Consider the following 24613-nt stretch of genomic DNA (forward strand, 5'->3'; position numbering starts at 1 on the left):
CGTGGGCTCGCAAGTGTCGGCGCGCGGAATCCACGGAAGAGGATCTAACAATGCAGATTGGGCTGAGTACGTACAGTTTGGCAGGAGCCTTGGCCGACGGACGGGTGGGCCTTTTGGACCTGCCCGGCTGGGCGGCATCGCATCAGGCCAGCCATCTCGAAGTGGCCGAGGCGGGACTGGGCGTGGACCTTTCCCAAAACCACGCGGCGGCCGAAGGGCTGCGCGAGCATGGAGAGGAGTCCGGGATCGCCTTGGTCAACTATGTGGTGGGGGCCGATTTCCTTGGCACAGACCCAGCGGCTGAGATCGCCCGGGTGAAGACGCACTTGGACACAGCCCACCGGATGGGGATCAGCCGCTTCCGCCACGATGTAGTGCCATGGGCCTGGCGCCCCACCTCATACGCCGAATACCGCGATGCCCTGGAGCAGGTGGTCCCCGCGTCCCGGGAACTCGCCGACCATGCGGCAACTTTGGGAATCACCACCAGCGTGGAAAACCACGGCATGGCCTTCAACGTCAGCGAACGGTTGCTGCAGTTGGTTCATGCAGTGGACCGCGACAATTTCAAGATCACCTTGGACATCGGCAATTTCCTGTGCGTCGATGAGCTGCCGGAATCAGCCGTCGCCAAGCTCCTCCCCTACGCGTCTGTGGTGCACCTGAAGGATTTCTACCGCCGGAAGCGAAGCCCCGGCGGCGGCTGGCTGCAAACGCTGGCAGGCGACCATATCCAAGGCTCCGTGTTCGGGCTCGGGGACATGGACCTGCCGCGTGTCCTTCGCCTGATCAAGGACTTCGGCTTCAGCGGACCATGTTCCGTGGAATACGAGGGCCGCGAGGACTGCCTCACGGCTACCCCCGAATCGCTGCGTAACGCCGCCGCGCTGTGGGAGGGCTGCTGACATGGGGGCGCTGAACGTTGGAGTCATCGGTCTGGGGACCATCTCGGACATGCACTTGGACGCTTACCGGGATTCGCCGTCGGCGCACCTGGTGGCGGTCTGCGACATCGACGCTGCGCGGGCCGGGAGCCGGGCCGCGGAATATGGAGCAGTCAAAGTCTTCACGGACTACAAGGAGCTCTTGGCCGATCCCGAGATCGACGCCGTCAGCATCTGCACGCGCAATGACACGCACGCCGAAATCGTGATTGCGGCGCTCGAAGCCGGCAAGCATGTGCTGGTCGAGAAGCCCATGACTGCCTTCGTGGAGCAGGCTTTGGCCGTTGCAGCTGCCGCCCAACGGAGTGCATCAGTTTTGCAGGTAGCGTATGTCCGCCGATTCTCGCCCAACGCCGAGGTACTCAAGCGTTTTATCGACGCCGGCGACCTGGGGCAGATCTACTACGCCAAGGCGACTTGCCTGCGCCGGGTAGGCAATCCCGGCGGCTGGTTCGCCGACAAAACGTTGTCCGGCGGAGGGCCGCTCATCGATCTGGGCGTCCATTTCATCGACATTTGCTGGTGGCTCATGGGCTGCCCATCCGTGGCTTCGGTCTCCGGGACCGTCTTCCACAAGATCGGTGCACGGAACAATATCTCCAACTTCAGCCGGTACCTATCCGCCGATTTCGATCCGGCACGACAACCGGCGGACCCTGTGGAGGACCTTGCGACCGCACTGATCAAGTTCAGCAACGGCGCAGTGATGCATTTCGACACCAGTTACTCGATGCACGGTGCGGATGAGACCAAGGTCCAAATCTTCGGAGACAAAGGCGGCGCGCAACTGGAACCGGCTTTGGAAATCTTCACCGAACAGCACGACACGTTGCTGGATATTTCGCCGGTGCTGGATTCGCCGACTTTTAGCGCTGTGGCATACAGCAACGAGGTGGAGCAGTTCCTGGCCACTGCTCGGGGCGATGCCGCCGAGGCCGCTCCGGCCACCCACGGCCTTGAGCTCATCAAGATCATCTCCGCGATCTACGAGTCCAGCAGGACGGGCCGCGAAGTGGTGCTGTAGCCGATCAGGCCTGACGTCGGCCGTCGCGGCCGCCGTCGGGTCCGGCGCCAGGTCCGCCGTCAGATCCGACATCGCGTCCGGCCTGGCGGCCGACGTCGCGGTGGACGTCCCTGTCCAGCCCGTGGCCGTTGGCGAGCTGCGCAAGCAGCTCGCCAAGTTGCGTGATCTGCTCGTCTGTCAGCGGGGCCAGAAGCTCCGCTTCATGCTGTTCCGCGATCCCGCGCAATTCCCGCAGTACGCCGTTGCCGGCGTCGGTGAGGTGCAATTCATAGTTCCGCCGGTCTGTACTGCTGCGCACCCTCTCCACGAGGCCGCGTTCCTGAAGCGAGTCGATGAGTGAAACCACCCGGCTGGGGACGGCACCCAGCCTGTCCGCAAGGGAGCGCTGGCTCAAACCGGGGGCGCGTCCGAGCAGGCGGATGACGCCGGCGTCGCTGGGCGTGAGGCCGATCTCCCGAGTGCGGTCGGCAAAGCGGGACGATGCGGCGGCGCCCAGCTGCGACAAGAGAAAAGCGGTCCGTTTCGGCCGGCCCGGTGAGGCTAAGTCCATGGATTCAGAATACATGCTTGACAGAACAATTCTAGAGGTGAACCATTTCAATAGTGATGCAATTACGAAAGTTCAGCCGCTGCTAGAGAGGTTCAGCCATGAGTAGTCGTTCGATTTCCGATGACGGCCGTCCAGCCCGGTCAGGCGGCCCACACCCCGGCGTTCTTGCCCTCGTCAGCCTGGGCATTTTCCTCGCCAGCCTCATCACGTCCGCAATCCTGACAGGTGGCCAGACGTTCGTCTCGCCTTTTGCTTCGACGGGGCAGGAGGCCACATTCTTCCAGCAAAACGTCGCTGCCATGCGGGTCGGCGGAATGCTCCAATTCGGCTCCGCCGTGCCATTGGGGATCTACGCGGCCACCGTCTACGCCCGGCAGCTCCGGCTCGGCGTGCGCGTTCCAGGGCCGGCCATTAGCTTCTTCGGCGGCGTCAGCGCAGCCATCTTCCTGATGCTGTCGGGTTCCGTGACCTGGCTGCTGAGCCGGCCGGAAATCACCACGGATGTGACGCTCACCCACGCGCTCGCGCTCGCCGCGTTCATCACCGGCGGGGTCGGCTTCGTCGTCGGAATCGGCCTCCTCATGGCGGGCATCGCCGCCCCGGCCCTGATCCTGGGCTTCATGCCCCGCTGGCTGGCCTGGACCGGACTGGTCATCGCCGCGCTGTCCGAGTTGAGCTTCCTGTCCATGGCTATCGAACCTCTTCAGTTCCTGCTGCCGATCGGGCGCTTCGGCGGCCTTCTCTGGCTGGTGGCTGCAGGCTTCCTGCTCCCCCGCAACCGGGCAGCCGCGAACCAAGAGCCCCGGGCGCACGCACCCGGGGCAAGCCAAACGCACGGCCCAAGCCGGACAACGCCATGACGACGGCGGATCCCACCCGGCCGCTACACGGCAAGGTCGCGCTCGTCACAGGAGCGAGCCGCGGAATCGGTGCGGAGATCGCAGCTGCGCTGGCTGACGCCGGTGCCGACGTCGTCCTTGCCTCCCGTGACGGCGCTCAACTGTCCCGGCAGGTCACCGCCATTACTACGGGTGGCGGGAAAGCTGTGGCCATGTCCGTGGATGTGGCTGATGAGGACTCAGTGAAGGCCCTGATGGCCGGGATCCGGGACGGCTTCGGCCGTCTCGACGTCGTGGTCAACAACGCCGCAGGCGGAGGGCGGGCCCCGGCGCCCCTGGCCGAGTGGGCGAGCGCGGAGTTCGACAGCGCCATCTCGATCAACTTGCGCGGGGTGTTCCTCTGCCTGAAATACGAAATCGAACTCATGCTGGCGAGCGGGAACGGCGGAGCGATCGTCAACATGTCCTCCACCGCGGGCGAACAAGGCGTCGCCGGCTTGAGCGGCTACGTGGCGAGCAAGTTCGGCGTCGGCGGCCTGACACGGGTGGCCGCGCTCGACTACGCCTCGCACGGAATCCGGGTCAACGCGATCGCTCCCGGCCCCATCCTCACCGAGCGACTCGCGGGCGCGGGCCAAGCCGCCCAAGACCATGTGGCCGCCGCCGTGCCGCTGGGGCGGATCGGCTCCACGGCCGAGGTGGCCGCCGCCGCCCTCTGGCTCTGCTCGGACCAGTCCTCATTCGTCACCGGAACCGTACTCGCCGTCGACGGCGGCCGACTGGCCGGAACGCCTGCGTTCAACACCATGCGGAGCCGCTGAATCGGTCCTATCCGGAGCCGTTCCAGATCCGGCGCCACCACGGCCGCTTGCCCGCAAGCTCCTGATGCTCGGCTTCCCTGGCCGCGGTTGCCTCGGCGGCCGCCGCCCGGCGCTCGCGCCAGCGTTCCAGCTCGACGCCGACGTCGCGGGTTTTCGTGATCACTGGCGGCCCGCCCTGGAGTTGGCGCCGTGCGTCGATGACCCGGGCGATGAAGTCCTCCACTAGATCGCGCACCTGCTTTTCCGAATACAGGGCGTCAAGCTTGGCATCCAGTTCAGCATCCTCGGTGCGTAGGAGAATGGCTTTCGGGCCAAGGCCGCTGAGATGTTCGCGCTGGATGAGGCCCTTGACCCACCAATCGGGATCGTAGCGCTCCCCCAGCCCGGGGATCGGCTTGCCTGCGTACTTCAGGTTGTCGAACTTCCCTTGCGCCATGGCGTCGCGGATCAGGTATTCCACCCGCGCAGCGTCGTCCACCTTCTTGCGCTTCCGCCGCTCTTCGTCCTCGGCGGCCTCAAGTTCGGCTTCTTCTTCGGCCGTCATTCCGGTTGCGCGGACGTTCCGCAGCTCCATGGCTCGCTCCAGCCTGCGCTTGAACGCACTGTTTTCGCCGTTCACGGCCATTCACCGCCTTCGCTTGCGGAAATCCTGGATCTGCGTCCAAGTATTCCGCAAACAGGAGATTGCCGGGATGGCTCCCGCGGACACCGCCTCTGTTCACGCCCGGCGCACCTCACTAACCTGACTGGTAACGGCTAGTTCAGGAAGAGGTAACCATGGACGAACAGGGCATTCTGCACCACATCCAGTCACTTGTGGAGGAGGAGCGGGAACTCCGGGAGAAAGCAGAGGCGGCCCCGCCGGGTCCTGCGCATGCCCCTGACCGCGCAAGGCTCGAGCGCATCGAACAGGACCTGGATCAGAGCTGGGACCTGCTGCGCCAGCGGCGGGCCAAAAGGCAATACGGGGAGAACCCGAACGAGGCCAAGCCACGGTCCCCAAAACAGGTCGAAGGCTATACCGGCTGAAGCCGAGGCAACGGAGAACGACGACGGCGGGAGCCTCCCGCCGTCGTCGTCCTGCTTTAAGAGGCGCGCTACAGCGCTGACCAGCCGCCGTCGGACGCCAGGATGGCCCCGTTGACGTTGGTGCCGTCGTCGCTGAGCAGGAAGGTGATGGATGCCGCCAACTGGGCGGCCGTCGCCGGGGTGGGGACAGTGGCCTGCATGAGCGGAGCGAGTCGTTCGGCGGCCAATTGCGATCCCCACACCGCCTCGATGTTGGTGATGGTGGGTCCGGGGGCAACTGCGTTGAAGCGCAGCCCCTTCGGCCCGTACATCACGGCCGAGTTCTTGGTCAGGCCGACCACGGCGTGCTTCGAAGCCGTGTAGGTGGCACCAGCAGCGGAGCCGCGCAGCCCGGCCTCGGAGGCGACGTTGACCACGGAGCCGGCGCCGGCCTCCAACATCAGGGGCACCACCGCGCGGGTCAAGCGCATGAGGGCTGTGACGTTGATCCGGAAGACCCGCTCCCACATGGCGTCGTCCACTTCGTGAATCGGGGCGAAGTTATCCATGATGCCGGCGATGTTGGCGAGGGCGTCCACGCGGCCGCCGGCGGCAACGACGACGGCGGCAACGGTCTCTTCGGTGGAGATGTCGCCGGCCACGGGCACCAGATCCAAGCCGCCGTTTTCCTCCACCAAGGCGTCCAGGCGCTCCTTGCTGATGTCGGCGGCGATGACCCGCCCGCCTTCCTTCGCGACGCGCAGGGCCGTAGCTTGGCCGATGCCCGAGCCCGCCCCGGTGACGATCACTGTCTTCCCGGCAAAACGGCCATTGATGGCGGCTTCCTGCCATGCAGTCTCGTTGCCCATGTTGTTCCTCCCGAACGTGTTGGTGGCGTTTCCTTCACTTTATGACACTCCGTGTCATTATGTAAGAGTGGATACTGGAGAGATGCCCTCAGACCATACGAAGCCCGGCGTCGGGCGCTCCACCGGACGCCCGGCGACAATTGATCCGGACGCCGTGGCCGGCGTCGCGCTCCGTCTTTTTGCCGAGAACGGCTACGAACGGACATCAATGGAGCACATCGCACGCGCGGCGGGAATCGGACGGAAGAGCCTCTACCGCTACTTCCCGAACAAAGCTGACCTCGTCTGGGGTGGCATGGAACCGGTGGTGGAAGCCTCCGGCCGGGTGCTGGAGGCCGCTCGCGCAGCGGAGCCGTCCGACGGCGACACTTCCGACGGCGGCATCCTCGCGGGACTGCGGGCGGCCGCCATCGCCGGGGCTTCGGCGATCCCGGACCTTTCCGTCACGCGCGGGCGCCTGCGCCTCATTGCCGAGCACCCTGAGCTGGCGAGCAGAAGTTACGATGCCTTGGCTCCGCAGCGGGAACGGGCGAGGCTTTACCTCCTGGCGCAAGGCGTCACCGAAAGCGCGGCAGGCTATCTGTGCGCCGCCTATCTCGGGGCGACGTTCGAGGCCTGGATGCAGTGGGCCGCCGGCACGGATCCGGATCCGGTCCCGTATTTGGTAGAGGCCTTGGGAGTGCTGAGGGTTCCGACCGTCAAACCCGGCAGATAACCTATGCCTGGGAGGGCAAATGACAGTTCGAAGCGCAGGCATTCTGTTGTACCGTCGGAGCTCCACGGCGGAATTGGAAGTCTGGATAGCCCACATGGGCGGACCGTTCTGGGCCCATAAGGATGCACGAGCCTGGTCCATTCCCAAAGGCGAATACCTCGAAGACGAGGATCCCCTCGTGGCCGCCAAACGTGAATTCGCCGAGGAGATAGGCTCTCCCCCGCCCGTCGTCGAATATCACCAGCTGGGCATCTTCCGGCAACCGTCAGGCAAACTCGTGGCGGCTTTCACAGCGGAGTCGGACTTCAACCCCGGGCGAATCGTGAGCAACACCTTCGATCTCGAATGGCCGCGCGGATCAGGCATTGTCCGGAGCTACCCGGAGATCGACGACGCGGTCTGGGCCACGGAGGCAGTTGCCCGCGCCAAACTGGTAGGCGGGCAGGTGCCGATTCTCGACGCGTTGATCCAGCACCTCGGGAGCCACTAGGCCTGGACGATCGACTCGATTGGCCGCGCGGACAGTATGGGATCCGCGTGACGGTGGAGGACCTTCCACTCACCATCTTCCCGGCGGAAAATCGTCGTCACCCGAAGGGGTATCGGGGACACTTCATCAGATCCGCCAACCTTGGCCCGTGCCCATTCGATTTCGACGATGTACGCAAGCTCCGTCCCGACATACCCGGAGATTCGTTCGAATCTGATGGGCTCGCCCTCCCTCAGCCCGGAAGACGCCCGATCCATGGTCGCCTCGACCGCACTCGAGCCCCGCGCAGGCGGGCCGAGAGGATTAGCGAGAGTGACGTCGTCGCTCTTTGAGAACAGCTTCTTCTGCTGCTCGGGGTCTCCCTTGACGAACGCATCGAGCGCTCGATGGTACTTCTCCACGATCAGATCGAGATCGGAATCCGACATTGGTTCCTCCAGCCTCGCTTCGCCCTGGCGCGGTACGCCAAGGGCCATGTTCGGCCATCGTGGCACCGCTCAACAGGGATGTCCATAGAACGAAACTCCCGGCCCCGGACCGGTCAGGAATGGAGAAGCGCCGCTTCCGGGCCGCGCCTAGAATGGCGGTCATGGACAACACCGTCCACGCCAGCTTCGTCCCCTAATGACTTCAGGAGTGATCATGAGCGACTCTTCCAACGAGGGAATCAAGACCGTGCTGCATCCCGTTTCCGACCTCGCCGCCGCGAAGGCGGTGTACACCGCCTTGCTCGGGACGCCGCCGCAGGCCGACGGGCCGTACTACGTCGGCTTCGACGTCGCGGGCCAGCACATCGGGCTCGTTCCGGGAGGCGGACCTCAGGCCATGACCTCACCCGTCGCCTACTGGCACGTTTCGGACATCGAGGCGAAGCTGGCCGAGGTGACTGCCGCCGGCGCTACCCTGAAGGAAGCAGCCCGCGACGTCGGGGGCGGCCGCTTGGTTGCCACCGTGACCGACCCCGACGGCAACGTCCTCGGGCTGCTTCAGGATCCTCAATAGCCAACCAAACGCCGACGAAGACCGCGAAGACGACCCCGCGTAAAAGATGGAGACACGATGAGCACGGCCACGAGCACGGACACGCAGTCGCCTGAGCTGCATACTGCCGACACCCACGATCTGATTCGCGTGCAGGGAGCGCGGGAGAACAACCTCAAGGACATCAGCATCGAGCTGCCGAAGCGCCGGCTGACGGTGTTCACGGGCGTTTCCGGTTCGGGCAAGAGCTCCCTCGTGTTTGCCACGATCGCCGCGGAGTCGCAGCGCATGATCAACGAGACGTACAGCACCTTCGTCCAAGGGTTCATGCCGACCATGGCGCGGCCGGATGTGGACCTGCTCGAAGGACTCACGACGGCGATCATCGTCGACCAGGAACGGATGGGCGCGAACCCCCGCTCCACCGTCGGTACCGCCACGGATGCGAACACCATGCTGCGCATGCTCTTCAGCCGGCTTGGCCAGCCGCACATCGGTTCGCCCCAAGCGTTCTCCTTCAACGTCGCTTCAGTTTCGGGCGCGGGAGCGGTTACGTTCGAGCGCGGCGGCACGACGACGAAGGAACGGCGGAGTTTCAGCATCACCGGCGGTATGTGCCCGCGCTGCGAAGGGCGGGGTTCGGTCACGGACTTCGATCTGACCGCGCTGTACGACAGCAGCAAGTCGCTCGCCGGGGGCGCACTCACCATCCCCGGTTACAGCATGGACGGCTGGTTCGGCCGCATCTTCAGCGGCTCCGGTTTCTTCGACATGGACAAGCCGATCAGCAAGTACACCAAGAAGGAACTCCACGACCTGCTCCACAAGGAGCCCACCAAGATCAAGGTCGAGGGAATCAACCTGACCTACGAGGGCCTGATTCCCAAGATCCAGAAGTCCATGCTCTCCAAGGACCCGGAGGGTATGCAGCCGCACATCCGCGCCTTCGTGGAGCGGGCCATCACCTTCACGATCTGTCCTGATTGCGATGGAACCCGGCTCACCGAGGCGGCCCGCTCGTCCAAGATCAAGGGAATCAGCATCGCGGACGCCTGCTCGATGCAGATCAGCGATCTCGCCGAATGGGTGCGCGGCCTCGACGAACCGTCCGTGGCGCCGCTCCTCAAGGGGCTGCGGCACCTCCTCGACTCGTTCGCGGAGATCGGACTCGGCTATCTCTCGCTCGACCGGCCGGCAGGTACGCTCTCCGGAGGTGAGGCACAGCGCACCAAGATGATCCGGCACCTGGGCTCCTCGCTCACCGACGTCACCTACGTCTTCGACGAGCCCACCATCGGCTTGCACCCCCACGACATCGAGCGCATGAACAAGCTGCTGCTGCAGTTGCGGGACAAGGGCAACACCGTGCTCGTCGTGGAGCACAAACCGGAGGCGATCGCGATCGCCGACCACGTCGTCGACCTCGGTCCCGGCGCGGGCACAGCCGGAGGCGAAGTGGTCTTTGAAGGCACCCTCGAAGGGCTGCGGTCCAGCGGCACCCTGACCGGGCGCCACCTCGAGGACCGCTCAACCCTCAAGAAGACGGTGCGGACATCCGCGGGCGCACTGGAGATCCGTGGCGCGAGCGAGAACAACCTGCGCGACGTCGACATCGACATTCCGCTCGGGGTTCTGGTTGTCGTCACGGGCGTCGCCGGATCCGGCAAGAGCTCGCTGATCCACGGCTCGTTGTCCAAGCGAGAAGGCGTCGTGTCGATCGACCAAGGGGCAATCAAGGGCTCCCGGCGGAGCAACCCCGCGACGTATACCGGACTCCTCGAACCCATCCGGAAGGCGTTCGCGAAGGCCAATGGCGTGAAGCCGGCGCTGTTCAGCGCGAATTCCGAGGGCGCATGCCCCACCTGCAACGGCGCGGGCGTCATCTACACCGATCTCGGGTTCATGGACACCGTGGCCACTCCGTGCGAGGAATGCGAAGGCAAGAGGTTCCAGGCATCGGTGCTTGAGTACCGCCTCGGCGGCCGCAACATCGCGGAGGTGTTGGCGATGTCGGTGAAAGAGGCCGAGGAGTTCTTCTCCGCGGGCGAATCCAGGATCCCGGCAGCCCACGCGATCCTGCAGCGGCTGGCCGACGTCGGACTCGGCTACCTCAGCCTCGGCCAACCGCTCACCACGCTTTCCGGCGGCGAGCGGCAGCGGATCAAGCTGGCCACCCACATGGGCGAAAAAGGCGGCGTGCTCGTTCTCGACGAGCCCACCTCGGGCCTGCACCTCGCCGACGTCGAACAGCTTCTCGGCTTGCTGGACCGGTTGGTGGACTCCGGGAAGTCTGTCATTGTCATCGAGCACCACCAGGCGGTCATGGCGCATGCCGACTGGATCATCGACCTCGGCCCTGGCGCGGGTCACGACGGCGGCCGGATCGTTTTCGAGGGCACGCCCGCCGATCTGGTTGCCGGGCGTTCCACCCTCACCGGAGAACATCTGGCGGCCTACGTCGGCGGGTGACTAGTGGGACGGCTGCCGCGGGGCAAAGCAGCCTCACTAGGCCATTCGGGAAGCCCATTTGGACAACGCGTGGCCTGGTCCTAGGACCAGCAAGTCGTAGATCCAGGGAAGTGACTTGCCGGCAAAATTCGGGCCGTCGCAGACGGCATCACACTCGCCCGCCTCCGTCACTCGAATGAATGGGATCCCTTTCGCCTGCAGTAGTCCGGATCAACTCGCGAAGCTCGCCCGCCGATACGTTCGCCCCGAATGCTGGGTTCCCCGGCTGCAAGGCCACCCCTGAGGGCAGGCGACCCACGAGGACTGGGTCGAAACCTAGCGCATCGATCAGTCCGGCGACGGAGACGACGTCGTCGTCTCCGTCGCCGGCCAATGCGATCGCTTTGCGGTCCGGCATCCCGGTTGGCCGACTCTCCTCTTCGAGATCGTGATATCCCATGTGGTTCAGAGCTTTCACGACACGTGAATTGGAAAGGAAGTCCTGCACGATCTCGCTGGTGGAGATACGTGGGTCGTCGAGGTCGTCACGGATGCCGTCGGTTTCCCACCAGTAGTTCATCGCGTCAATCACAAGCTTTCCGCTCAGCTGCGCAAGCGGAAGGTTCCGATACTTGCCGAGGGGCAGGGCAAGTATCACGATATCGGCCGTGCGAGCGGCGTTCTCGGGTCGAACTGCGACAGCTCCGGGAACGAGCACTTCGATGGTTAGGGCAATCTTCTCCGGGTCTCCAGAGCCGGAGATCAGCACCCGGTAGCCGGCGGCGAGAGCGAGCCGTGCCAACACTGCGCCGACTTTGCCTGCGCCGAGGATGCCGATAGTGCGGACCGGACTCTTCGTGTCGTTCACGGCCGCGCCCCCGTTCGGGACCCGGCCGAAGTCGAAGATGTGCCAGCGAGCATGTCGCGGACCAGGGGGATAACTCGAGTACCGTAGAGCTCCACGGCCCGCAGGCGGGCCGTCGCGGCCATGTGTCCGCCGGCAGTGTAGATGAGGTCGAACCGGCCGACGTCGAGCGCGCGGATCGCATCGGCCATCTTGGCGGCGACGGTCTCGGGCGAGCCGACATAAAGGGATCCGTGTTCCACATCGGCCTCGAACTCACCGCGCTGAAGGGGAGGCCAGCCGCGCAGCGCGCCAATGCGATCACGAATCACTTTGTAGCCGGGATAGAACAGTTCCTTTGCCGTCTCATCGGTATCAGCGATCAGTCCCGGGGAATGCATGCCCACCGGGAACGCGGTGGTGCCTAGCTGCTCGGTGGCACGGCGGTACAGGTCGACATACGGGGCGAAGCGGGCCGGGGCGCCGCCGATGATGGCCAGCATGAGTCGGAACCCGTAGTTCGCAGTGCGAATCACGGACTGCGGGGTGCCTCCGACGCCGACCCAGGTCCGCAGCCGACCCGAGTCCGTCTTAGGGAACACGTCTGCTTCGTGCAGTGGCGCACGTGTGGTGCCCGTCCACGTGACGGGCTTCTCGTCAAGGAGTTTGTGAAACAAGTCGATCTTCTCGTCGAAGAGGAGATCGTAATCGCTGAGATCGTAGCCGAACAACGGGAACGACTCGGTAAACGAGCCGCGTCCGAGGATCACTTCGGCACGGCCATTCGAGAGCGCGTCTACGGTCGCGAACCGCTGGAACACTCGCACTGGATCATCGGACGACAGCACCGTTACACCAGACCCGAGGCGAATCCGGTCGGTTGCAGTGGCGATCCCGGCCAAGACCGTTTCCGGAGTTGAGATGGCGAACTCCGAGCGATGGTGCTCGCCTATGGCGATCGCGTCGATGCCGATATCGTCGGCGAGGATCGCTTCGGCCAAGGTGGCCCGGATCGCCTCGCCGTGGGTGACGATGTCACCGTGAGCGTCGCGAGGCAGGTCCCCGAAGGTGTCAATGCCGAACTCGAGGTCGGTGAAGTCGTTCATGAGTTTCTCCCTTTCAAATGCCGAGGTGGTGGTCAGTTCAGGTGTGGACGGCCTTGCCGCCCTTGACAATCTGCGCCGGTGTTCGGCCGGTGAGGTGCCAGTCGCCCGGATTCTCGGCGAGCAGCTCGCGGACACGCGGAGCGACCCTTTCGCCGAACAGGCGGATGCTGTGTTCGCGAGCCTGCCGGGGAAGGTGCAGCACGTCGTATTTGAGGTCGAAGCGGGACAGATGGTTAGCGCGCACGATCCCGGCGATCTTCTGCGCCACCGTCTCGAGAGATCCGACGTAGAGCGCGCCAGTGTCGACCTCTTCGGCGTATCGTTCGGCGGTCGGCGGGTAGAAGCCGCGTTCCTTGCTGACCTGTGTCACGACAGGCTGCCAATGCTTCCAGTGCACGTTCTTCGCTTCTTCGTCGGTGTCGGCGATGAAGCCGAGGGAATGCTGCGCGATCGGCAGCTCGGGGTGCCCGAATGATGAGAGCGCCCGCAGGTAGAGCTCGGCGTGCCCGGCGAAGCGCTCGGGGCGTCCGCCGATGATGGCCATCATGAGCGGAAGTCCGTGCCGCGCCGCGCGGATCACGGAGTCGGGGCTGCCGCCTATTCCGATCCACGCCGGGATCCCGCCATCGGGCATCCGCGGATGCAGACGTACGTTCTCGAGCGAGCTGCGGTACTTCCCGGACCAGGTCACGCGATCCTCCCGCAGGAGACGGAGGAACAGATCGAGCTTCTCCTCGAAGATCTCCTCGTAGTCGGCGATGTCGTAACCGAACAGCTGGAACGACTCGATCGCGGATGCCCGGCCGAGGACGAGCTGCGTGCGGCCGCCGGAGATCCCGTCGACGGTTGCGAACTCCTGATACAGGCGCACCGGATCCTGCGTCGAGAGCACGGTGACCGAGGTGCCGAGGTGGATGCTGGAGGTAGCCTGTGCGGCGGCCGCCAACAGCACCGGGGTGGCCGAGTCGACCATGCCCTCCCGATAGTGCTCGCCGACGCTGAAAACGTCCAGACCGACAGCCTCTGCCAGCTGCGCCTCCTCGATGAGTAGACGCAGCGTCTCGGCATCCGACATCACGCGGCCTGCGTCGGTTGAGATGTCGCCGAACGAGTTCAGCCCGAACTCAAGATCATCGATCTGAACAACCATCACGTCCCCGGCCCTTCTCGTCGCCCCGGACCTTCCGGATTGACGTGTCAATACCCCGAACAACGCTATAGTTGACGTATCAATTCCCGGAGGTGAGATGGGCTACGCGAAACACCGCACGATGCCGACTCCCGTGCAGTTGCGGATCTGGCGGGACTACATCGAGACGGCCGAGGCGCTGCGCGCACGCCTCACGGGTCGCCTACAGAACGAGTCGTCCCTGTCGTCAGGGGACTACCAGGTGCTGCTCGCCCTCAGCGAGGCGGAACATCACACGATCCGGTCATCGGAGCTCGCTGCCATGATCGGCTGGGAACGCAGCCGCCTGTCGCATCACCTGGGCCGCATGGAGAAGCGGCAGCTCATCCGACGGATCCCCTGCGCAGACGCCGTGCACGGCGTCGATGTGATGGCCACCGATCCGGGGCTGGAGCTATTCCGTGCCGGATCGGTCCCGCATTTGCGCGCCGTGAAGGAAATCTTCATCGACGCACTGTCCCCGGAGCAGCTCACACAGGTCGAGGACATCGCAATCGTCCTGCGCCGACATCTTGGCCTCGATTCCGAGGTCGGAACAAGGGAGTGAACATGAACGAGATGAATCAGGGCGATCAACCGCCTCAACGCGAGTCTATTGCGATCCGCGAGTATCGTGCCCCCGGCATCGTCGTGACCTGGGAACCTGCTCGTTGCCGGCACGCGGCCGAATGCATCCGCGGGCTTCCACAGGTGTTCAACCGTGACGTACGGCCGTGGATCGATGCCAGCCGTGCCAGCGTTGACGAACTGGTCGAGGTGATCGACCGGTGCCCCAGCTGCGCACTGGGATACCACGCCGCCGACGGCCGGATACGGACACCGTCTGGGGAACGCGACACCTCCGCCACATAGTCGTACGATCGCGACCGACCACGACGTCTGTTTGTTGTTCCGATCTCGGCGATCTATCGAAGAATATGAGTCAATACAAGGAATCTTTTATATTGACTCATATTTCTTTATGGACTTGCTCAAGAGTCCAGTTAAGTCTCCCTAGTCTTTGACCGCGCCCGGCGAGTGGATGAAGAGGCTGGCGAACGCGGTGAGCAGGAGCAGCGACGCCGCGATGATGAAGCTGGTCTGCATCCCGTGGACGAAGTTGCTGCGATCGGCGATGAGGGCGCCGAAGACTGCGATGGCGACGGCGCCGCCCACTTGGCGGAATGTATTGAAGACTGCGCTGGCCGTGCCCGCTTTTTCGCTCGGCACGCTCGCGAGCACGACGGCGGTGACCTGCGGCATCGCGATCGATCCACCGGAGCCCGTCAAAATCAGGAAGGCACCGACGAGTAGCGGCGATCCCAGCGGCGCCGTGAGAAGCATCCCGGTGAGTCCCACCACCATGGACGTCAAACCGACGACCACCGGCACCCGCGTGCCGAAGCGGTTCGAGAGGGTCCCGCTGACGATGTTGCCGACGATGCTGAACGCCGCGGAAGGAAGGAACGTGAACCCTGCCTGAAGGGGTGTAAGCCCGAGGTGCTGTTGAAGGAAGAGACTGACAACAAAGACGGTGCCGAAGTGGCCCACCATGAACGCGAAACCGACCGAGAGCGAGATTCTCATGCCGGTGGAGCGAAACAGCTCAAGCGGCATCATTGGGTGCCGTCCGCGCGCCTCGATGAAAAGGAAAACCGCGAGGCTAACTCCTGCAAGCACCAGGCTGCCGATGACGGGCACCGTGCCGAAGCCCTCGGTTCCTCCCGTGATGAGGCCGTACATCAACGCGGTCAGGGCAACGATCGCCGCGGCCTGGCCTGCCCAGTCGAACGGCGCCGGCCGCCGCGGGGATGCGGCAACGGAAGCCAGGAGCACCAGCATCGCAATGCAGACGGGAAGGTTTATCCCGAACACGAGCCGCCAGTCCAGCGTGGTGAGGAGGCCGCCGACAAGCGGTCCCACGGCTCCGGCGACTGCACCGCCGACCGCCCAGATCCCGAGGGCATGTGCGCGGCGGCGGGGATCCGGAAAGGCCTGCCGGATCAGCGCCATCGACGCCGGCAGCATCATCGATGCCGCACCTCCTTGGAGGAAGCGGGCGGCAATGAGGACCCCCGACGTCGGCGCGAGTGCGCACGCGACGGACGCGACAAGGAAGAGTGCGATTCCCCATCCCAGCGCCCTTTTCGCGCCGATCCGATCCGAGAGGTTCCCGGCGAACAGCAACAACGCGGCGAACATCAGCGTGTAGCCGTCGATCACCCATTGCAGGCCGGCTGTGCCGCCCCCGAGTTCCTTGCCGATGCTGGTAAGCGCCACATTGACGATCAGGATGTCGAGGGTGATCAGGAAGAACCCCAGGGACGCAATGATGAGCGTGAGCCGTGCCCGTGGCGCATCGGCCATGGCCGAGGGCGGAACCGGAACCGGCAAAGTCGTTTCGGGACGAGTCATGAATTAAGGAAACAGCCCACGAAGGACATGAGGGAGTCTCTATCTTGAGGGGTAATGGCAGTGACCCCCACGGAGGTGCAGTTACCGCGAAAGTTGAGCGCCGCCGTCGGGCGCTTACGCCACCAGCTCCGCAGCAGCGCTGTCCATGTGCTCGAGGATGGTCTTGCGCGCCAGGGATGCATCCCCCGTCTCGATGGCGGCCACGATGTCGTGGTGCCGCTCGACGCTCATGTTCTTGACGCCCTTTTCCAGTCCGGCGAACATGATGGACATCCGGATGGACCCCTCCAGCGACTCCCAGGAATGGAGCAGGGTTTCGTTGCCGGTGAGACGGCACATGGTGCGGTGGAATTCCAGATCGGACTCGATCCGTTCCTCGAGGCTTCCCTTGGCCGCGGCCGCCATGGCGTCGATGGCGGAGCGCAGCGAGGTGATCACTTGTTGGCGGTCCGGCAACTCGCAGAGCGTACGCGCGGCGAGGGATTCCAAAGCGGCCCGCACCGAGTAGATGTCGCGGATTTCCTTGGCATCGAGGTGGCGGACGGAGAGCCGGCCGCGCGGACCAGCGGACAGCAGGCCCTCCTGCTCAAGTTGTCGCAAGGCTTCCCGGAGCGTTCCGCGGCTGATCTGGAGCATGTCCGACAGCTCGGTTTCCACCAAGTGCCGTCCAGGTTCCAACTCGCCGCTCGTGATGGCGGTACGCAGTGCGGAGAGCGCCTGCTCGCGGAGGCTCTTCTTTTCCAGTCCCAGAAGGGGTGCTGTTGCTCCGGCCATCTTGTCCGTCCTCAATGTCAGTGGTCGACTGTTTACAGTCGGTGTGTTAACTGTTGATCTTACGGCAGGAGCGCGGAACCGGCGCACGCCTGCTCCGCGCTCCCGCCAAGGAATTTTCAGGGTCAGCCGAGTTCCGCGAGGACCTTTGCCACGATCCGCTGCACGGACAATCCGTAGCGCTCGTGCAGGGTAGGCAGCGCGCCGGCGTCGAGGAACTCGTCGGGAAGCGCCACGGGCACCACGCGCTTGCCCAGCCCGGCCGTGACCACGGCGGAGGCCACAGTTTCGAACAAGCCGCCCACCACGCTGTGGTTCTCCAGCGTGACGGCCAGACGGTCGGTGTTCAGTTCCGCCAGGACGGTGGCGGCGTCGAACGGTTTGATGGTGGGCGCGTGCACGACGGCGACATCCACCTTGTGCGCGGCGAGCGCCTCCGCTGCCTGCAGGGCGCGCATGGTCATCAGCCCGCTGGAGACGAACACAACGTCGTTGCCACCCCGAAGCACTTTCGCCTTGCCGAGTTCGAACGTGTAGTCGTACTCGTCCAGCACCGTGGGGACGTTGCCGCGAAGGAGGCGCAGGTACGTGGGTCCGTCGCTGGCGGCCAGTTGTGGCACTGCTTGTTCGATGTCCACGGAGTCGCATGGATCGACGATTGTCAGATTCGGCATGCCGCGGAATATCGCCATGTCCTCCGTGGCCTGGTGGCTCGGGCCGTAGCCCGTGGTGAGGCCCGGGAGTCCGCCCACGATGTTCACGTTGAGGTTCGGCCCGGCGATGTCGAGGCACAGGAAGTCGTAGGCCCGGCGCGCGGCGAACACCGAATAGGTCGAGGCGAACGGCACCAAGCCGGTCTCGGCCAAGCCTGCGGCCGCACCGAAGAGCAACTGCTCAGCCATGCCCATCTGGAAAAACCGCTCCGGGAACACCTTCGCGAAGATATGCATGTCCGTGTACTTGCCCAGGTCGGCGGTGAGCCCGACGATTCGCGGGTCAGCCTCGGCGGCCTTCACCAACGCGTGCCCAAAAGGCGCGGAAGAAGTCTTCTGGCCCGGGTCCGCGAAGGACGCGATCATGGCCGACGTTTTCAGCTTGGGGGCTGGGCCCTTCGAAGCGGTGACGGTGCTCATCGGCCGGCCTTCCCGTTGGATCCTGCGGTCAGTTGCTTACGGCAGAGCTGCCATTCGTGTTCTTCGATGCGCATGAAGTGCGCCTTTTCACGTTCCTCAAGCAGCGGCACGCCGCGCCCCACTTTCGTGTCGCACAGGATGACGGAAGGACGCCCGACGGCGGCGGCCTGGGCGGCTGCGTTGTCGAACGCCGCCAGCAACGCACCGACGTCGTTCCCGTCCACCCGCTGCGTGTACCAGCCGAAGGCTTCCCACTTCTCCGTCACGGGTTCGGTCCGGAGGACGGTGTCCGTCTTGCCATCCGCCTGGAGGGCGTTGATGTCCACCATGGCGGTCAGGTTCCCCAATTGGTGGTGGTGCGCGCCCATAGCGGCTTCCCACGTGGACCCTTCATCAAGCTCACCGTCGGAGAGGAAGTTGTACACCCTCGCGCTGGAGCCCTCTCCCGATTGAGCGCGGTACCGGAGGCCAAGGGCAATTCCGACAGCGATGGAGAGCCCGTGGCCAAGCGACCCTCCCGAGATTTCCATGCCCGGCGTGTATGTCGACATCCCGGACATGGGGAGGCGGGAATCGTCCGAGCCGTAGCTTTCGAGCTCCTCGACGGGAATGATTCCGGCCTCCGCCAGGGCTGCATAGTGGCCGATTGCGTAATGGCCCGTGGAGAGGAGGAAGCGGTCCCGGCCCTCCCATTCGGGATCGTTGGCATGGTAGCGGAGCTGGTCCGCGTAGACCGCGGCGAGCATGTCCGCCGCACCGAGTGCCTGTCCGACGTAGCCCTGCCCCTGGACTTCGCCCATGTTGAGGGCGTGGTGCCGGATCCGGGTTGCGGCTGCGCGCACGCGTTCGATGCGTTCCATCGCGGTTTCTCCGATTCGTCCTGCCGTGTATTGTTCCTGCGCCACCGTCATTAGACATTCACCGGCTGGGGAGTGCTTTTGGTGGCCTCATCGGCCGACTGGCGTTCCTTCTTGCCCCAGGTTTCTCGGGTAGCCAATGCAGCCCAGAGGCCGATCGCGGCGTACAGGCCGAAGAGCACGGCCGGGCCCATCCATCCCAGGGCGACGAAGAGCAGGGTGGTGATGAAGGGGGTGAAGCCGGAGATCGTGGCCGAGATCTGGTAGGCCAGTGAAGCGCCGGAGGCACGGGTCTTCGCTTGGAACAACTCGGGGAACCAGGCGCCCTGGGCGCCGGCGAGGGAGTTCTGGCAGACGCCGTAGGAGACGGCGATCGTGGCAATGACGAAGATGAACATACCGGTGTTGACGAGCAGGAACATCGGGATGGCAAAGAGGACCGCAAAGGCGCAGGACCAGATGTAGACGGGACGCCGTCCGATCCTGTCCGTCAGTCGCGCCCAGGCCTGGGTTGCGAAGATGCCGATGGCCGAAGCGATGCAGAGGGCTACCAGGGTCTGGGTCTTATCGGCCAAGTGCTGGCTGTTCAGGTAGGAAATCATGTACGTGATAGAGACGGCGTAGCCTGCGGTCTCGGCAATGCGGAGGCCGATTCCCTTGACGATGTTGCGCCAGTCGGTCTTCAGGACCTCCACGATGGGCGACTTCACGATTGCGCCGCTCTCCTTGACTTCGTCGAAGACCGGGGATTCCGGGACCTTGGAGCGGATGATCAAGCCGACGACAACCAACACCATGCTGGCGAGGAACGGAATGCGCCAGGCGAGTTCGCCGCCGAGTTGGACGCTGACAAGGAACGTCAGGTTGGCCAGCAGGAGTCCCACGGGGAATCCGGCCTGGACGATGCCCGTGTACTTTCCCTTCTTCTTCCACGGTGCGTGCTCGTAGCTCATCAGGATTGCACCACCCCACTCGGCTCCGAAGGCAAGGCCTTGGACGATGCGGACGAACACGAGCAGTGCCGGCGCCAGGAGGCCCACTTGGCTGTAGGTGGGAAGAAGGCCGATCAGGAAGGTGGCCACGCCCATCAGGATCAACGAGGCTACGAGGACGGGCTTGCGTCCCAGTTTGTCACCAAGGTGGCCGCCAATGATGCCGCCGATAGGACGGGCAGCGAAGCCGACGCCGAGGGTCGCGAAAGCGGCGAGGGTTCCGGTCACGGGATCGCCCGTGGGGAAGAAGGCCGTTCCGAAGTACAGGGCAGCCGCGGTGCCGAAACCGATGAAGTCATAGGTTTCGATGACTGCACCCACACCGGAGCCGATGGCGACGCGTCGGGCGTCCTTGGTGCCGTGGACCGGACCGCGCATGGTCAGAGCTTCTTTGCTCATTGGTGAATCCCTTTCGAAGAGCGACTGAGGCTAGGAGCTTCAGCACTGTCGACTGTTAACACATGATATGCCAGTGTGACCTGCATCATCTACTTCTGTCAACAGTCAACTTCAAGGGTTGACTGTTGACAGTTAACTTAGATACTGTGGTTCCCATCACTACTGCCTTCGGGCACGACTGGAGGAAACGAAGATGTTCAACTCCCGACTCGGTTGCTCGTCCATCAGCTTCCGGCACCAGGATCTACCCACGGCATTGCGCACCATCAATGGCCTGGGCTTTGAGGAAATCGACCTCGGCGCACTGCCGGGCGTCTGCGATCACGTCCCCTATGAGCTTGATTCCGACGCCGTCGCGGCCGTTACCGCGGAGGTCGCCGCCTCCGGGTTGCGGGTCCGCTCAGTCAACGGCGATATAGGCGACCTCAACGCAGTGCTCGACGCCGGCCAGCGCGCCGCCCGCCAGAGTCACCTCGATGCCCTGCTCACCCTTACCGCCAACACCGGCGCGAAAGCCCTCGTCCTCCCGTGCGGCGCCTTGGGACACGATCCGGTCCTCAGCCTCGATGAGGACCTGGACACCATCGCAGCGCAGCTCATCGGTGCCGGGCAGCGCGCGGCGGAATTCGGCGTCGAACTGTGGACCGAATCCCTGCACTTCCTCCGTTTCTGCTGGAACCTGGAACGCGCCGAACAGCTCGCCGCGCGGCTGGCGGGCTCCGGCGTCGGGATTGTCATGGACTTCAGCCACATCGTCGCCGCAGGCGACGACCCGCTCGAGTACATCGAACGCCATCGCGGCCGGATAGCACATGTCCACCTGCGGGACGCGGTAGCGGGCAACATCAACCTCAGCATCGGAAACGGCCACGCGGACTTCGCCGCCGGACTCAGCTCGCTCGCAGCCACCGGCTACAGCGGTCATTTCTCGCTCGAGCTCGAAACCCGCGACGTCACCCACGACGAACGCCCGGCAGCGGCCGCCAAAGCCGCCAGCTTCATCACAGACCTCATCTGACTTTCACAACAACAAACCCAAGGAGCATCATGACCAGCACCATCCAGCGCACCGCCGTCCTCACCGGGGCAACCTCGGACCGGGGCATCGGCATCACCACCGCACGCCGCTACGCCAGTAACGGCTGGGCCGTGGTGATCCTGGACCTCGACGGCGAGAAGTCCGCCAAGGTCGCAGCGGAAATCGGCAACCAGTTCAACGTCCCTGCGTTCGGTTACGAGATCGACGTCGCCAACGAAGCCTCCGTCAACGCGGCGTACAACGCAGTCGCCGCGGAAATCAGCGCCGGCACCCTTCCCGCCGTCGGCGCCCTCGCCAACATCGCGGGCATCACCTCCCCCGTGCCGTTCCTTGAAACCACGCTGGAACTTTGGCACAAGATCATGGACGTGAACGCCACCGGCACCTACTTGGTGACCAAGGCTTTCCTGCCTGACATGATCGCCAGCGGCTGGGGCCGCATCGTCAACATGTCCTCCGTCTCCGCCCAGCGCGGCGGCGGCGTTTTCGGCAAGGTCCCCTACTCCGCAGCAAAGGCAGCCATCCTCGGCTTCACCAAGGCACTGGCGCGCGAAATCGGCGCAACCGGCGTCACCGTGAACGCCATCACTCCGGGCGCCGTGGACACCAACATCCGCGTCGGCAGCACCGACGAGCAGGAAGCCGCCATCAACGCAGGCATCCCGCTGGGCCGCAACGCCACCACCGAGGAAATCGCCGCTGTCATCACCTTCCTGTCTTCCGAGGAATCCGCCTACCTCACAGGCACCACCATCGACATCAACGGTGGAAGCCACATCCACTAGCAGTCCCCGCATCCGTAGCCGAAAGAGCCCACGATGACCAAAATCTTCAACGATCCCGCCGAATTCGCAGACGAAGCCCTCGCCGGTTTCTGCGACCTCCACTCCGGCCTGGTGCGCCAGGTTCCCGGCGGCGCAGTGCGCCGCCACCGTCCCGAGCAGCCCAAGGTCGCAGTACTGGCCGGCGGCGGTTCCGGGCACTACCCGGCTTTCGCCGGACTCATCGGCGCGGGACTGGCCGACGGCGCCGTCGTGGGCAACATCTTCACCTCGCCGTCCGCACAACAGGCTTACTCGGTGGCCAAGGCTGCTGACAGCGGCGCCGGAGTGGTGTTCACTTACGGCAACTACGCCGGGGACGTCTTGAACTTCGGCATGGCCAGCGAGCGCTTGGCTGCGGAAGGCATTGCAGTGGAAAACGTGCTGGTGACGGACGACATTGCGAGCGCGCCGCCGTCGGAATCCGCCAAACGCCGCGGCATCGCGGGCGACTTCACGGTCTTCAAGATCATGGGCGCCGCCGCCGAAGCGGGGGCCGGGCTGGCCGACGTCGTGCGCTTAGGCCGCAAGGCCAATAGCCTCACCCGAACCATCGGCAGCGCCTTCCACGGCTGCACCTTCCCCGGCGCCGACGCGCCGCTGTTCACGCTCAAGGACAAGCAGATGGGACTCGGCCTGGGCATCCACGGCGAGCCCGGATTGTTCGACACCGACCTTCCGCCGGCCAAGGATCTCGGCCAGGAGCTCGTTGCGCGGCTGTTGGCGGAAACCCCGCACGGAGCGGGCAACCGCATCGCGGTCATCCTCAATGGACTCGGCTCCACGAAGCACGAAGAACTCTTCGTCCTGTGGCTGACCGTGGCTCCTTTGCTGCGCGCAGCCGGGTACACCTTGGTCATGCCGGAGGTCGGTGAACTGGTCACGAGCCTGGACATGTCCGGCGTCTCCCTCACCATCACCTGGCTCGACGAGGAACTCGAACCACTCTGGACGGCGCCCGCCGAAACGCCCGCTTACCGGCGCGGCAACGCTTCGCTGTTGACCGGTGGCCAGCTTACGGAGGAAGCGTTGGACGGCGGCCCTGTCGCCATAGAGTTTTCGGCCACCCTGGACTCACGCGACTATGCCGCGAGCTGCGCGGACGCGCTCGAGGCTGCCCGGAAAGCACTGCACGACGCCGAATCGCACCTTGGCGACATGGACGCGGTAGCGGGCGACGGCGACCACGGCCGCGGGATGGTCCGCGGAATCGACGCCGCCACTGCGGCAGCCGCGGAGGCCCTGGCCAATGGTGCCGGAGCCGGCGATATGCTGGCAGCCGCAGGCGACGCCTGGGCGGATAAAGCCGGCGGAACGTCGGGCGTCCTGTGGGGCGCGGGCCTCCGGGCATTCGGCGAATCGCTTGGCAATGACGAGGCACCGGAACCGGCTGAACTTGCAGCGGCCGTGACGGCGTTCGCTGCACGGATCACTGATCTGGGCAAGGCCGAGATCGGCGACAAGACCATGGTGGATGCCCTGCTCCCCTTCGCCGAAACCTTCAGCAAGCGCGCCTCCGAGGGTGTCCTTCTGGATGTTGCCTGGGCTGAAGCTGCCGCAGCGGCCACATCGGCTGCGCAAGCCACGGCCTCGCTCCGTCCGCTCAAAGGACGGGCCCGGCCGCTCGCCGAGAAGAGCGTGGGCACAGCCGACCCCGGAGCCACGTCGCTGGCAATGATCTTTACGGTCATGGGCCCGCACCTTGTCCGCCCTGAGAACGCGGGCACCGCGTCTACTACCGGCAAGCACGCCGGAGCCATCGCATGACCACGAAAGGACAGACCTTGGGTTTCCGACTCATCCTGGGCGCCGATGAAGCAGGCGTGGACTACAAAGACCGGATCATGGCGGACCTGCGGAACGATCCCCGGGTCAGCGAAATCATCGATATCGGCGTCAACCGCAGCGACTCCCCGGAGGACTTCACCACGCCATACCCTTACGTCGGGATCAAGGCTGGTGAACTCATCCGGGACGGCCATGCAGACCGGGCCATCCTGTTCTGCGGGACTGGAATCGGCGTGGCCATCGCAGCGAACAAAGTGGACGGAATCCGCGCCACCACGGCCCACGATTCCTTCTCCGTGGAGCGTTCCATCCTGTCCAACGATTGCCAGGTGCTCACCATGGGCCAACGCGTCGTCGGGGTGGAACTAGCCAGCAGGTTGGCACGTGAATGGCTCGGTTACGCCTTCGACCCGGCCTCGGCGTCGGCCGACAAGGTCAAGGTGCTCACGGAGCTCGAGGGCTGCTGATTCCCGTCCCCCGGTCCCAACTAGCTCGCAATTGTTGTCGTTTTGAGCCCTCATAACGACAACAACTGCTAGTTAGTTGGGTGCCACAGCGCCGTGGGTGGGCCTGAATTTGGGCTAGGCGTAG

The 24613-nt window shown here is 64.7% G+C and carries 27 protein-coding genes; 15 read left to right on the forward strand and 12 right to left on the reverse strand.

Annotated elements, in window-relative coordinates; translation table 11 throughout:
• Nucleotides 1–50: 50 nt before the first annotated feature.
• Entirely contained in the window at nt 51–905 is an 855-nt protein-coding gene (locus ACSKT0_RS21095; RefSeq protein WP_437771468.1) for a sugar phosphate isomerase/epimerase family protein, read from the forward strand.
• A gap of 1 nt (nt 906) precedes the next feature.
• Entirely contained in the window at nt 907–1968 is a 1062-nt protein-coding gene (locus ACSKT0_RS21100; protein WP_437771469.1) for a Gfo/Idh/MocA family protein, read from the forward strand.
• A gap of 4 nt (nt 1969–1972) precedes the next feature.
• On the opposite strand, the gene ACSKT0_RS21105 is transcribed toward ACSKT0_RS21100, so the two are convergent.
• Nucleotides 1973–2518 carry a MarR family winged helix-turn-helix transcriptional regulator gene (locus ACSKT0_RS21105; RefSeq protein WP_437771470.1) on the reverse strand — a complete coding sequence of 182 codons (546 nt, stop codon included), beginning with the start codon at nt 2516–2518 and terminating at the stop codon, nt 1973–1975.
• Between the two features lie 98 nt (nt 2519–2616).
• Between ACSKT0_RS21105 and ACSKT0_RS21110 the strand changes: the two genes are divergently transcribed.
• Nucleotides 2617–3378, forward strand: coding sequence for a hypothetical protein (locus ACSKT0_RS21110; RefSeq protein WP_437771471.1), 762 nt, complete (start codon nt 2617–2619; stop codon nt 3376–3378).
• Nucleotides 3375–4178, forward strand: coding sequence for an SDR family NAD(P)-dependent oxidoreductase (locus ACSKT0_RS21115; protein WP_437771472.1), 804 nt, complete (start codon nt 3375–3377; stop codon nt 4176–4178). The genes ACSKT0_RS21110 and ACSKT0_RS21115 overlap by 4 nt, the downstream gene beginning before the upstream one ends.
• A 7-nt stretch (nt 4179–4185) precedes the next feature.
• Here the strand turns inward: ACSKT0_RS21115 and ACSKT0_RS21120 are convergent, their stop codons facing one another.
• Nucleotides 4186–4797, reverse strand: a complete 612-nt coding sequence (locus ACSKT0_RS21120) for a DUF1992 domain-containing protein (RefSeq protein WP_437774090.1) — start codon at nt 4795–4797, stop codon at nt 4186–4188.
• 158 nt (nt 4798–4955) lie between these two features.
• Here ACSKT0_RS21120 and ACSKT0_RS21125 point away from each other — a divergent pair, with 158 nt between their 5' ends.
• Complete coding sequence (locus ACSKT0_RS21125; protein WP_437771473.1) at nt 4956–5207, forward strand: DUF2630 family protein; 252 nt, start codon at nt 4956–4958, stop codon at nt 5205–5207.
• A gap of 68 nt (nt 5208–5275) precedes the next feature.
• On the opposite strand, the gene ACSKT0_RS21130 is transcribed toward ACSKT0_RS21125, so the two are convergent.
• The gene (locus ACSKT0_RS21130) at nt 5276–6055 is read right to left on the reverse strand and encodes an SDR family NAD(P)-dependent oxidoreductase (RefSeq protein ID WP_437771474.1); all 780 of its coding nucleotides are present in this window, start codon (nt 6053–6055) and stop codon (nt 5276–5278) included.
• Nucleotides 6056–6137: 82 nt separating this feature from the next.
• Between ACSKT0_RS21130 and ACSKT0_RS21135 the strand changes: the two genes are divergently transcribed.
• Both ACSKT0_RS21135 and ACSKT0_RS21140 read left to right on the forward strand, forming a co-directional pair.
• Nucleotides 6138–6770: a TetR family transcriptional regulator gene (locus ACSKT0_RS21135; protein ID WP_437771475.1), complete on the forward strand. Its 633-nt coding sequence runs from the start codon at nt 6138–6140 to the stop codon at nt 6768–6770.
• A gap of 19 nt (nt 6771–6789) precedes the next feature.
• Nucleotides 6790–7260, forward strand: coding sequence for an NUDIX domain-containing protein (locus ACSKT0_RS21140; RefSeq protein ID WP_437771476.1), 471 nt, complete (start codon nt 6790–6792; stop codon nt 7258–7260).
• On the opposite strand, the gene ACSKT0_RS21145 is transcribed toward ACSKT0_RS21140, so the two are convergent.
• Nucleotides 7257–7688, reverse strand: coding sequence for a YybH family protein (locus tag ACSKT0_RS21145; protein ID WP_437771477.1), 432 nt, complete (start codon nt 7686–7688; stop codon nt 7257–7259). The two genes, ACSKT0_RS21140 and ACSKT0_RS21145, sit on opposite strands and share 4 nt — an antisense overlap.
• A gap of 214 nt (nt 7689–7902) precedes the next feature.
• On the opposite strand from ACSKT0_RS21145, the gene ACSKT0_RS21150 reads away from it, so the two are divergent.
• Nucleotides 7903–8262, forward strand: a complete 360-nt coding sequence (locus ACSKT0_RS21150) for a VOC family protein (RefSeq protein ID WP_234753331.1) — start codon at nt 7903–7905, stop codon at nt 8260–8262.
• A gap of 57 nt (nt 8263–8319) precedes the next feature.
• Nucleotides 8320–10710 (forward strand): ATP-binding cassette domain-containing protein, encoded by a 2391-nt coding sequence (locus ACSKT0_RS21155; protein ID WP_437771478.1) that lies wholly within the window; start codon nt 8320–8322, stop codon nt 10708–10710.
• 148 nt (nt 10711–10858) lie between these two features.
• Here ACSKT0_RS21155 and ACSKT0_RS21160 read toward each other — a convergent pair whose 3' ends face one another.
• The 3 genes from ACSKT0_RS21160 to ACSKT0_RS21170 are packed head-to-tail and all read right to left on the reverse strand — an operon-like array spanning nt 10859 to nt 13789.
• Nucleotides 10859–11557, reverse strand: a complete 699-nt coding sequence (locus tag ACSKT0_RS21160) for an NADPH-dependent F420 reductase (RefSeq protein WP_437771479.1) — start codon at nt 11555–11557, stop codon at nt 10859–10861.
• Nucleotides 11554–12639, reverse strand: a complete 1086-nt coding sequence (locus ACSKT0_RS21165; RefSeq protein WP_437771480.1) for an LLM class flavin-dependent oxidoreductase — start codon at nt 12637–12639, stop codon at nt 11554–11556. Before ACSKT0_RS21165 ends, ACSKT0_RS21160 begins: the two co-directional genes overlap by 4 nt.
• Nucleotides 12640–12676: 37 nt before the next feature.
• Nucleotides 12677–13789: an LLM class flavin-dependent oxidoreductase gene (locus ACSKT0_RS21170; RefSeq protein WP_437774091.1), complete on the reverse strand. Its 1113-nt coding sequence runs from the start codon at nt 13787–13789 to the stop codon at nt 12677–12679.
• 121 nt (nt 13790–13910) lie between these two features.
• Here ACSKT0_RS21170 and ACSKT0_RS21175 point away from each other — a divergent pair, with 121 nt between their 5' ends.
• A complete protein-coding gene (locus ACSKT0_RS21175; RefSeq protein WP_437771481.1) occupies nt 13911–14375 on the forward strand; it encodes a MarR family winged helix-turn-helix transcriptional regulator in 465 nt (154 codons plus the stop codon).
• A gap of 2 nt (nt 14376–14377) precedes the next feature.
• Nucleotides 14378–14680, forward strand: coding sequence for a (4Fe-4S)-binding protein (locus ACSKT0_RS21180; RefSeq protein WP_437771482.1), 303 nt, complete (start codon nt 14378–14380; stop codon nt 14678–14680).
• Nucleotides 14681–14821: 141 nt separating this feature from the next.
• On the opposite strand, the gene ACSKT0_RS21185 is transcribed toward ACSKT0_RS21180, so the two are convergent.
• From ACSKT0_RS21185 to ACSKT0_RS21205, 5 genes are all read right to left on the reverse strand, one after another.
• A complete protein-coding gene (locus tag ACSKT0_RS21185) occupies nt 14822–16222 on the reverse strand; it encodes an MFS transporter (protein ID WP_437771483.1) in 1401 nt (466 codons plus the stop codon).
• Nucleotides 16223–16336: 114 nt separating this feature from the next.
• Nucleotides 16337–16996 carry a GntR family transcriptional regulator gene (locus ACSKT0_RS21190; RefSeq protein ID WP_437771484.1) on the reverse strand — a complete coding sequence of 220 codons (660 nt, stop codon included), beginning with the start codon at nt 16994–16996 and terminating at the stop codon, nt 16337–16339.
• Between the two features lie 122 nt (nt 16997–17118).
• The gene (locus ACSKT0_RS21195) at nt 17119–18126 is read right to left on the reverse strand and encodes a transketolase family protein (protein WP_437771485.1); all 1008 of its coding nucleotides are present in this window, start codon (nt 18124–18126) and stop codon (nt 17119–17121) included.
• A complete protein-coding gene (locus tag ACSKT0_RS21200) occupies nt 18123–18986 on the reverse strand; it encodes a transketolase (RefSeq protein WP_437771486.1) in 864 nt (287 codons plus the stop codon). Before ACSKT0_RS21200 ends, ACSKT0_RS21195 begins: the two co-directional genes overlap by 4 nt.
• Nucleotides 18987–19036: 50 nt before the next feature.
• Nucleotides 19037–20374 carry an MFS transporter gene (locus tag ACSKT0_RS21205; RefSeq protein WP_437771487.1) on the reverse strand — a complete coding sequence of 446 codons (1338 nt, stop codon included), beginning with the start codon at nt 20372–20374 and terminating at the stop codon, nt 19037–19039.
• A 193-nt stretch (nt 20375–20567) separates the two neighbouring features.
• On the opposite strand from ACSKT0_RS21205, the gene ACSKT0_RS21210 reads away from it, so the two are divergent.
• From ACSKT0_RS21210 to ACSKT0_RS21225, 4 genes are read left to right on the forward strand one after another with little or no spacing between them, the layout of a single operon-like run.
• Nucleotides 20568–21392, forward strand: a complete 825-nt coding sequence (locus ACSKT0_RS21210) for a sugar phosphate isomerase/epimerase family protein (protein WP_437771488.1) — start codon at nt 20568–20570, stop codon at nt 21390–21392.
• Nucleotides 21393–21421: 29 nt separating this feature from the next.
• Complete coding sequence (locus ACSKT0_RS21215) at nt 21422–22198, forward strand: SDR family NAD(P)-dependent oxidoreductase (protein ID WP_437771489.1); 777 nt, start codon at nt 21422–21424, stop codon at nt 22196–22198.
• A 33-nt stretch (nt 22199–22231) separates the two neighbouring features.
• Nucleotides 22232–24001 carry a dihydroxyacetone kinase family protein gene (locus tag ACSKT0_RS21220; protein ID WP_437771490.1) on the forward strand — a complete coding sequence of 590 codons (1770 nt, stop codon included), beginning with the start codon at nt 22232–22234 and terminating at the stop codon, nt 23999–24001.
• Entirely contained in the window at nt 23998–24489 is a 492-nt protein-coding gene (locus ACSKT0_RS21225; protein WP_437771491.1) for an RpiB/LacA/LacB family sugar-phosphate isomerase, read from the forward strand. The genes ACSKT0_RS21220 and ACSKT0_RS21225 overlap by 4 nt, the downstream gene beginning before the upstream one ends.
• Nucleotides 24490–24613: the final 124 nt, after the last annotated feature.

Origin of the sequence: Arthrobacter sp. KNU40 (assembly GCF_051515115.1) — a bacterium.
GTDB lineage: Bacteria > Actinomycetota > Actinomycetes > Actinomycetales > Micrococcaceae > Arthrobacter.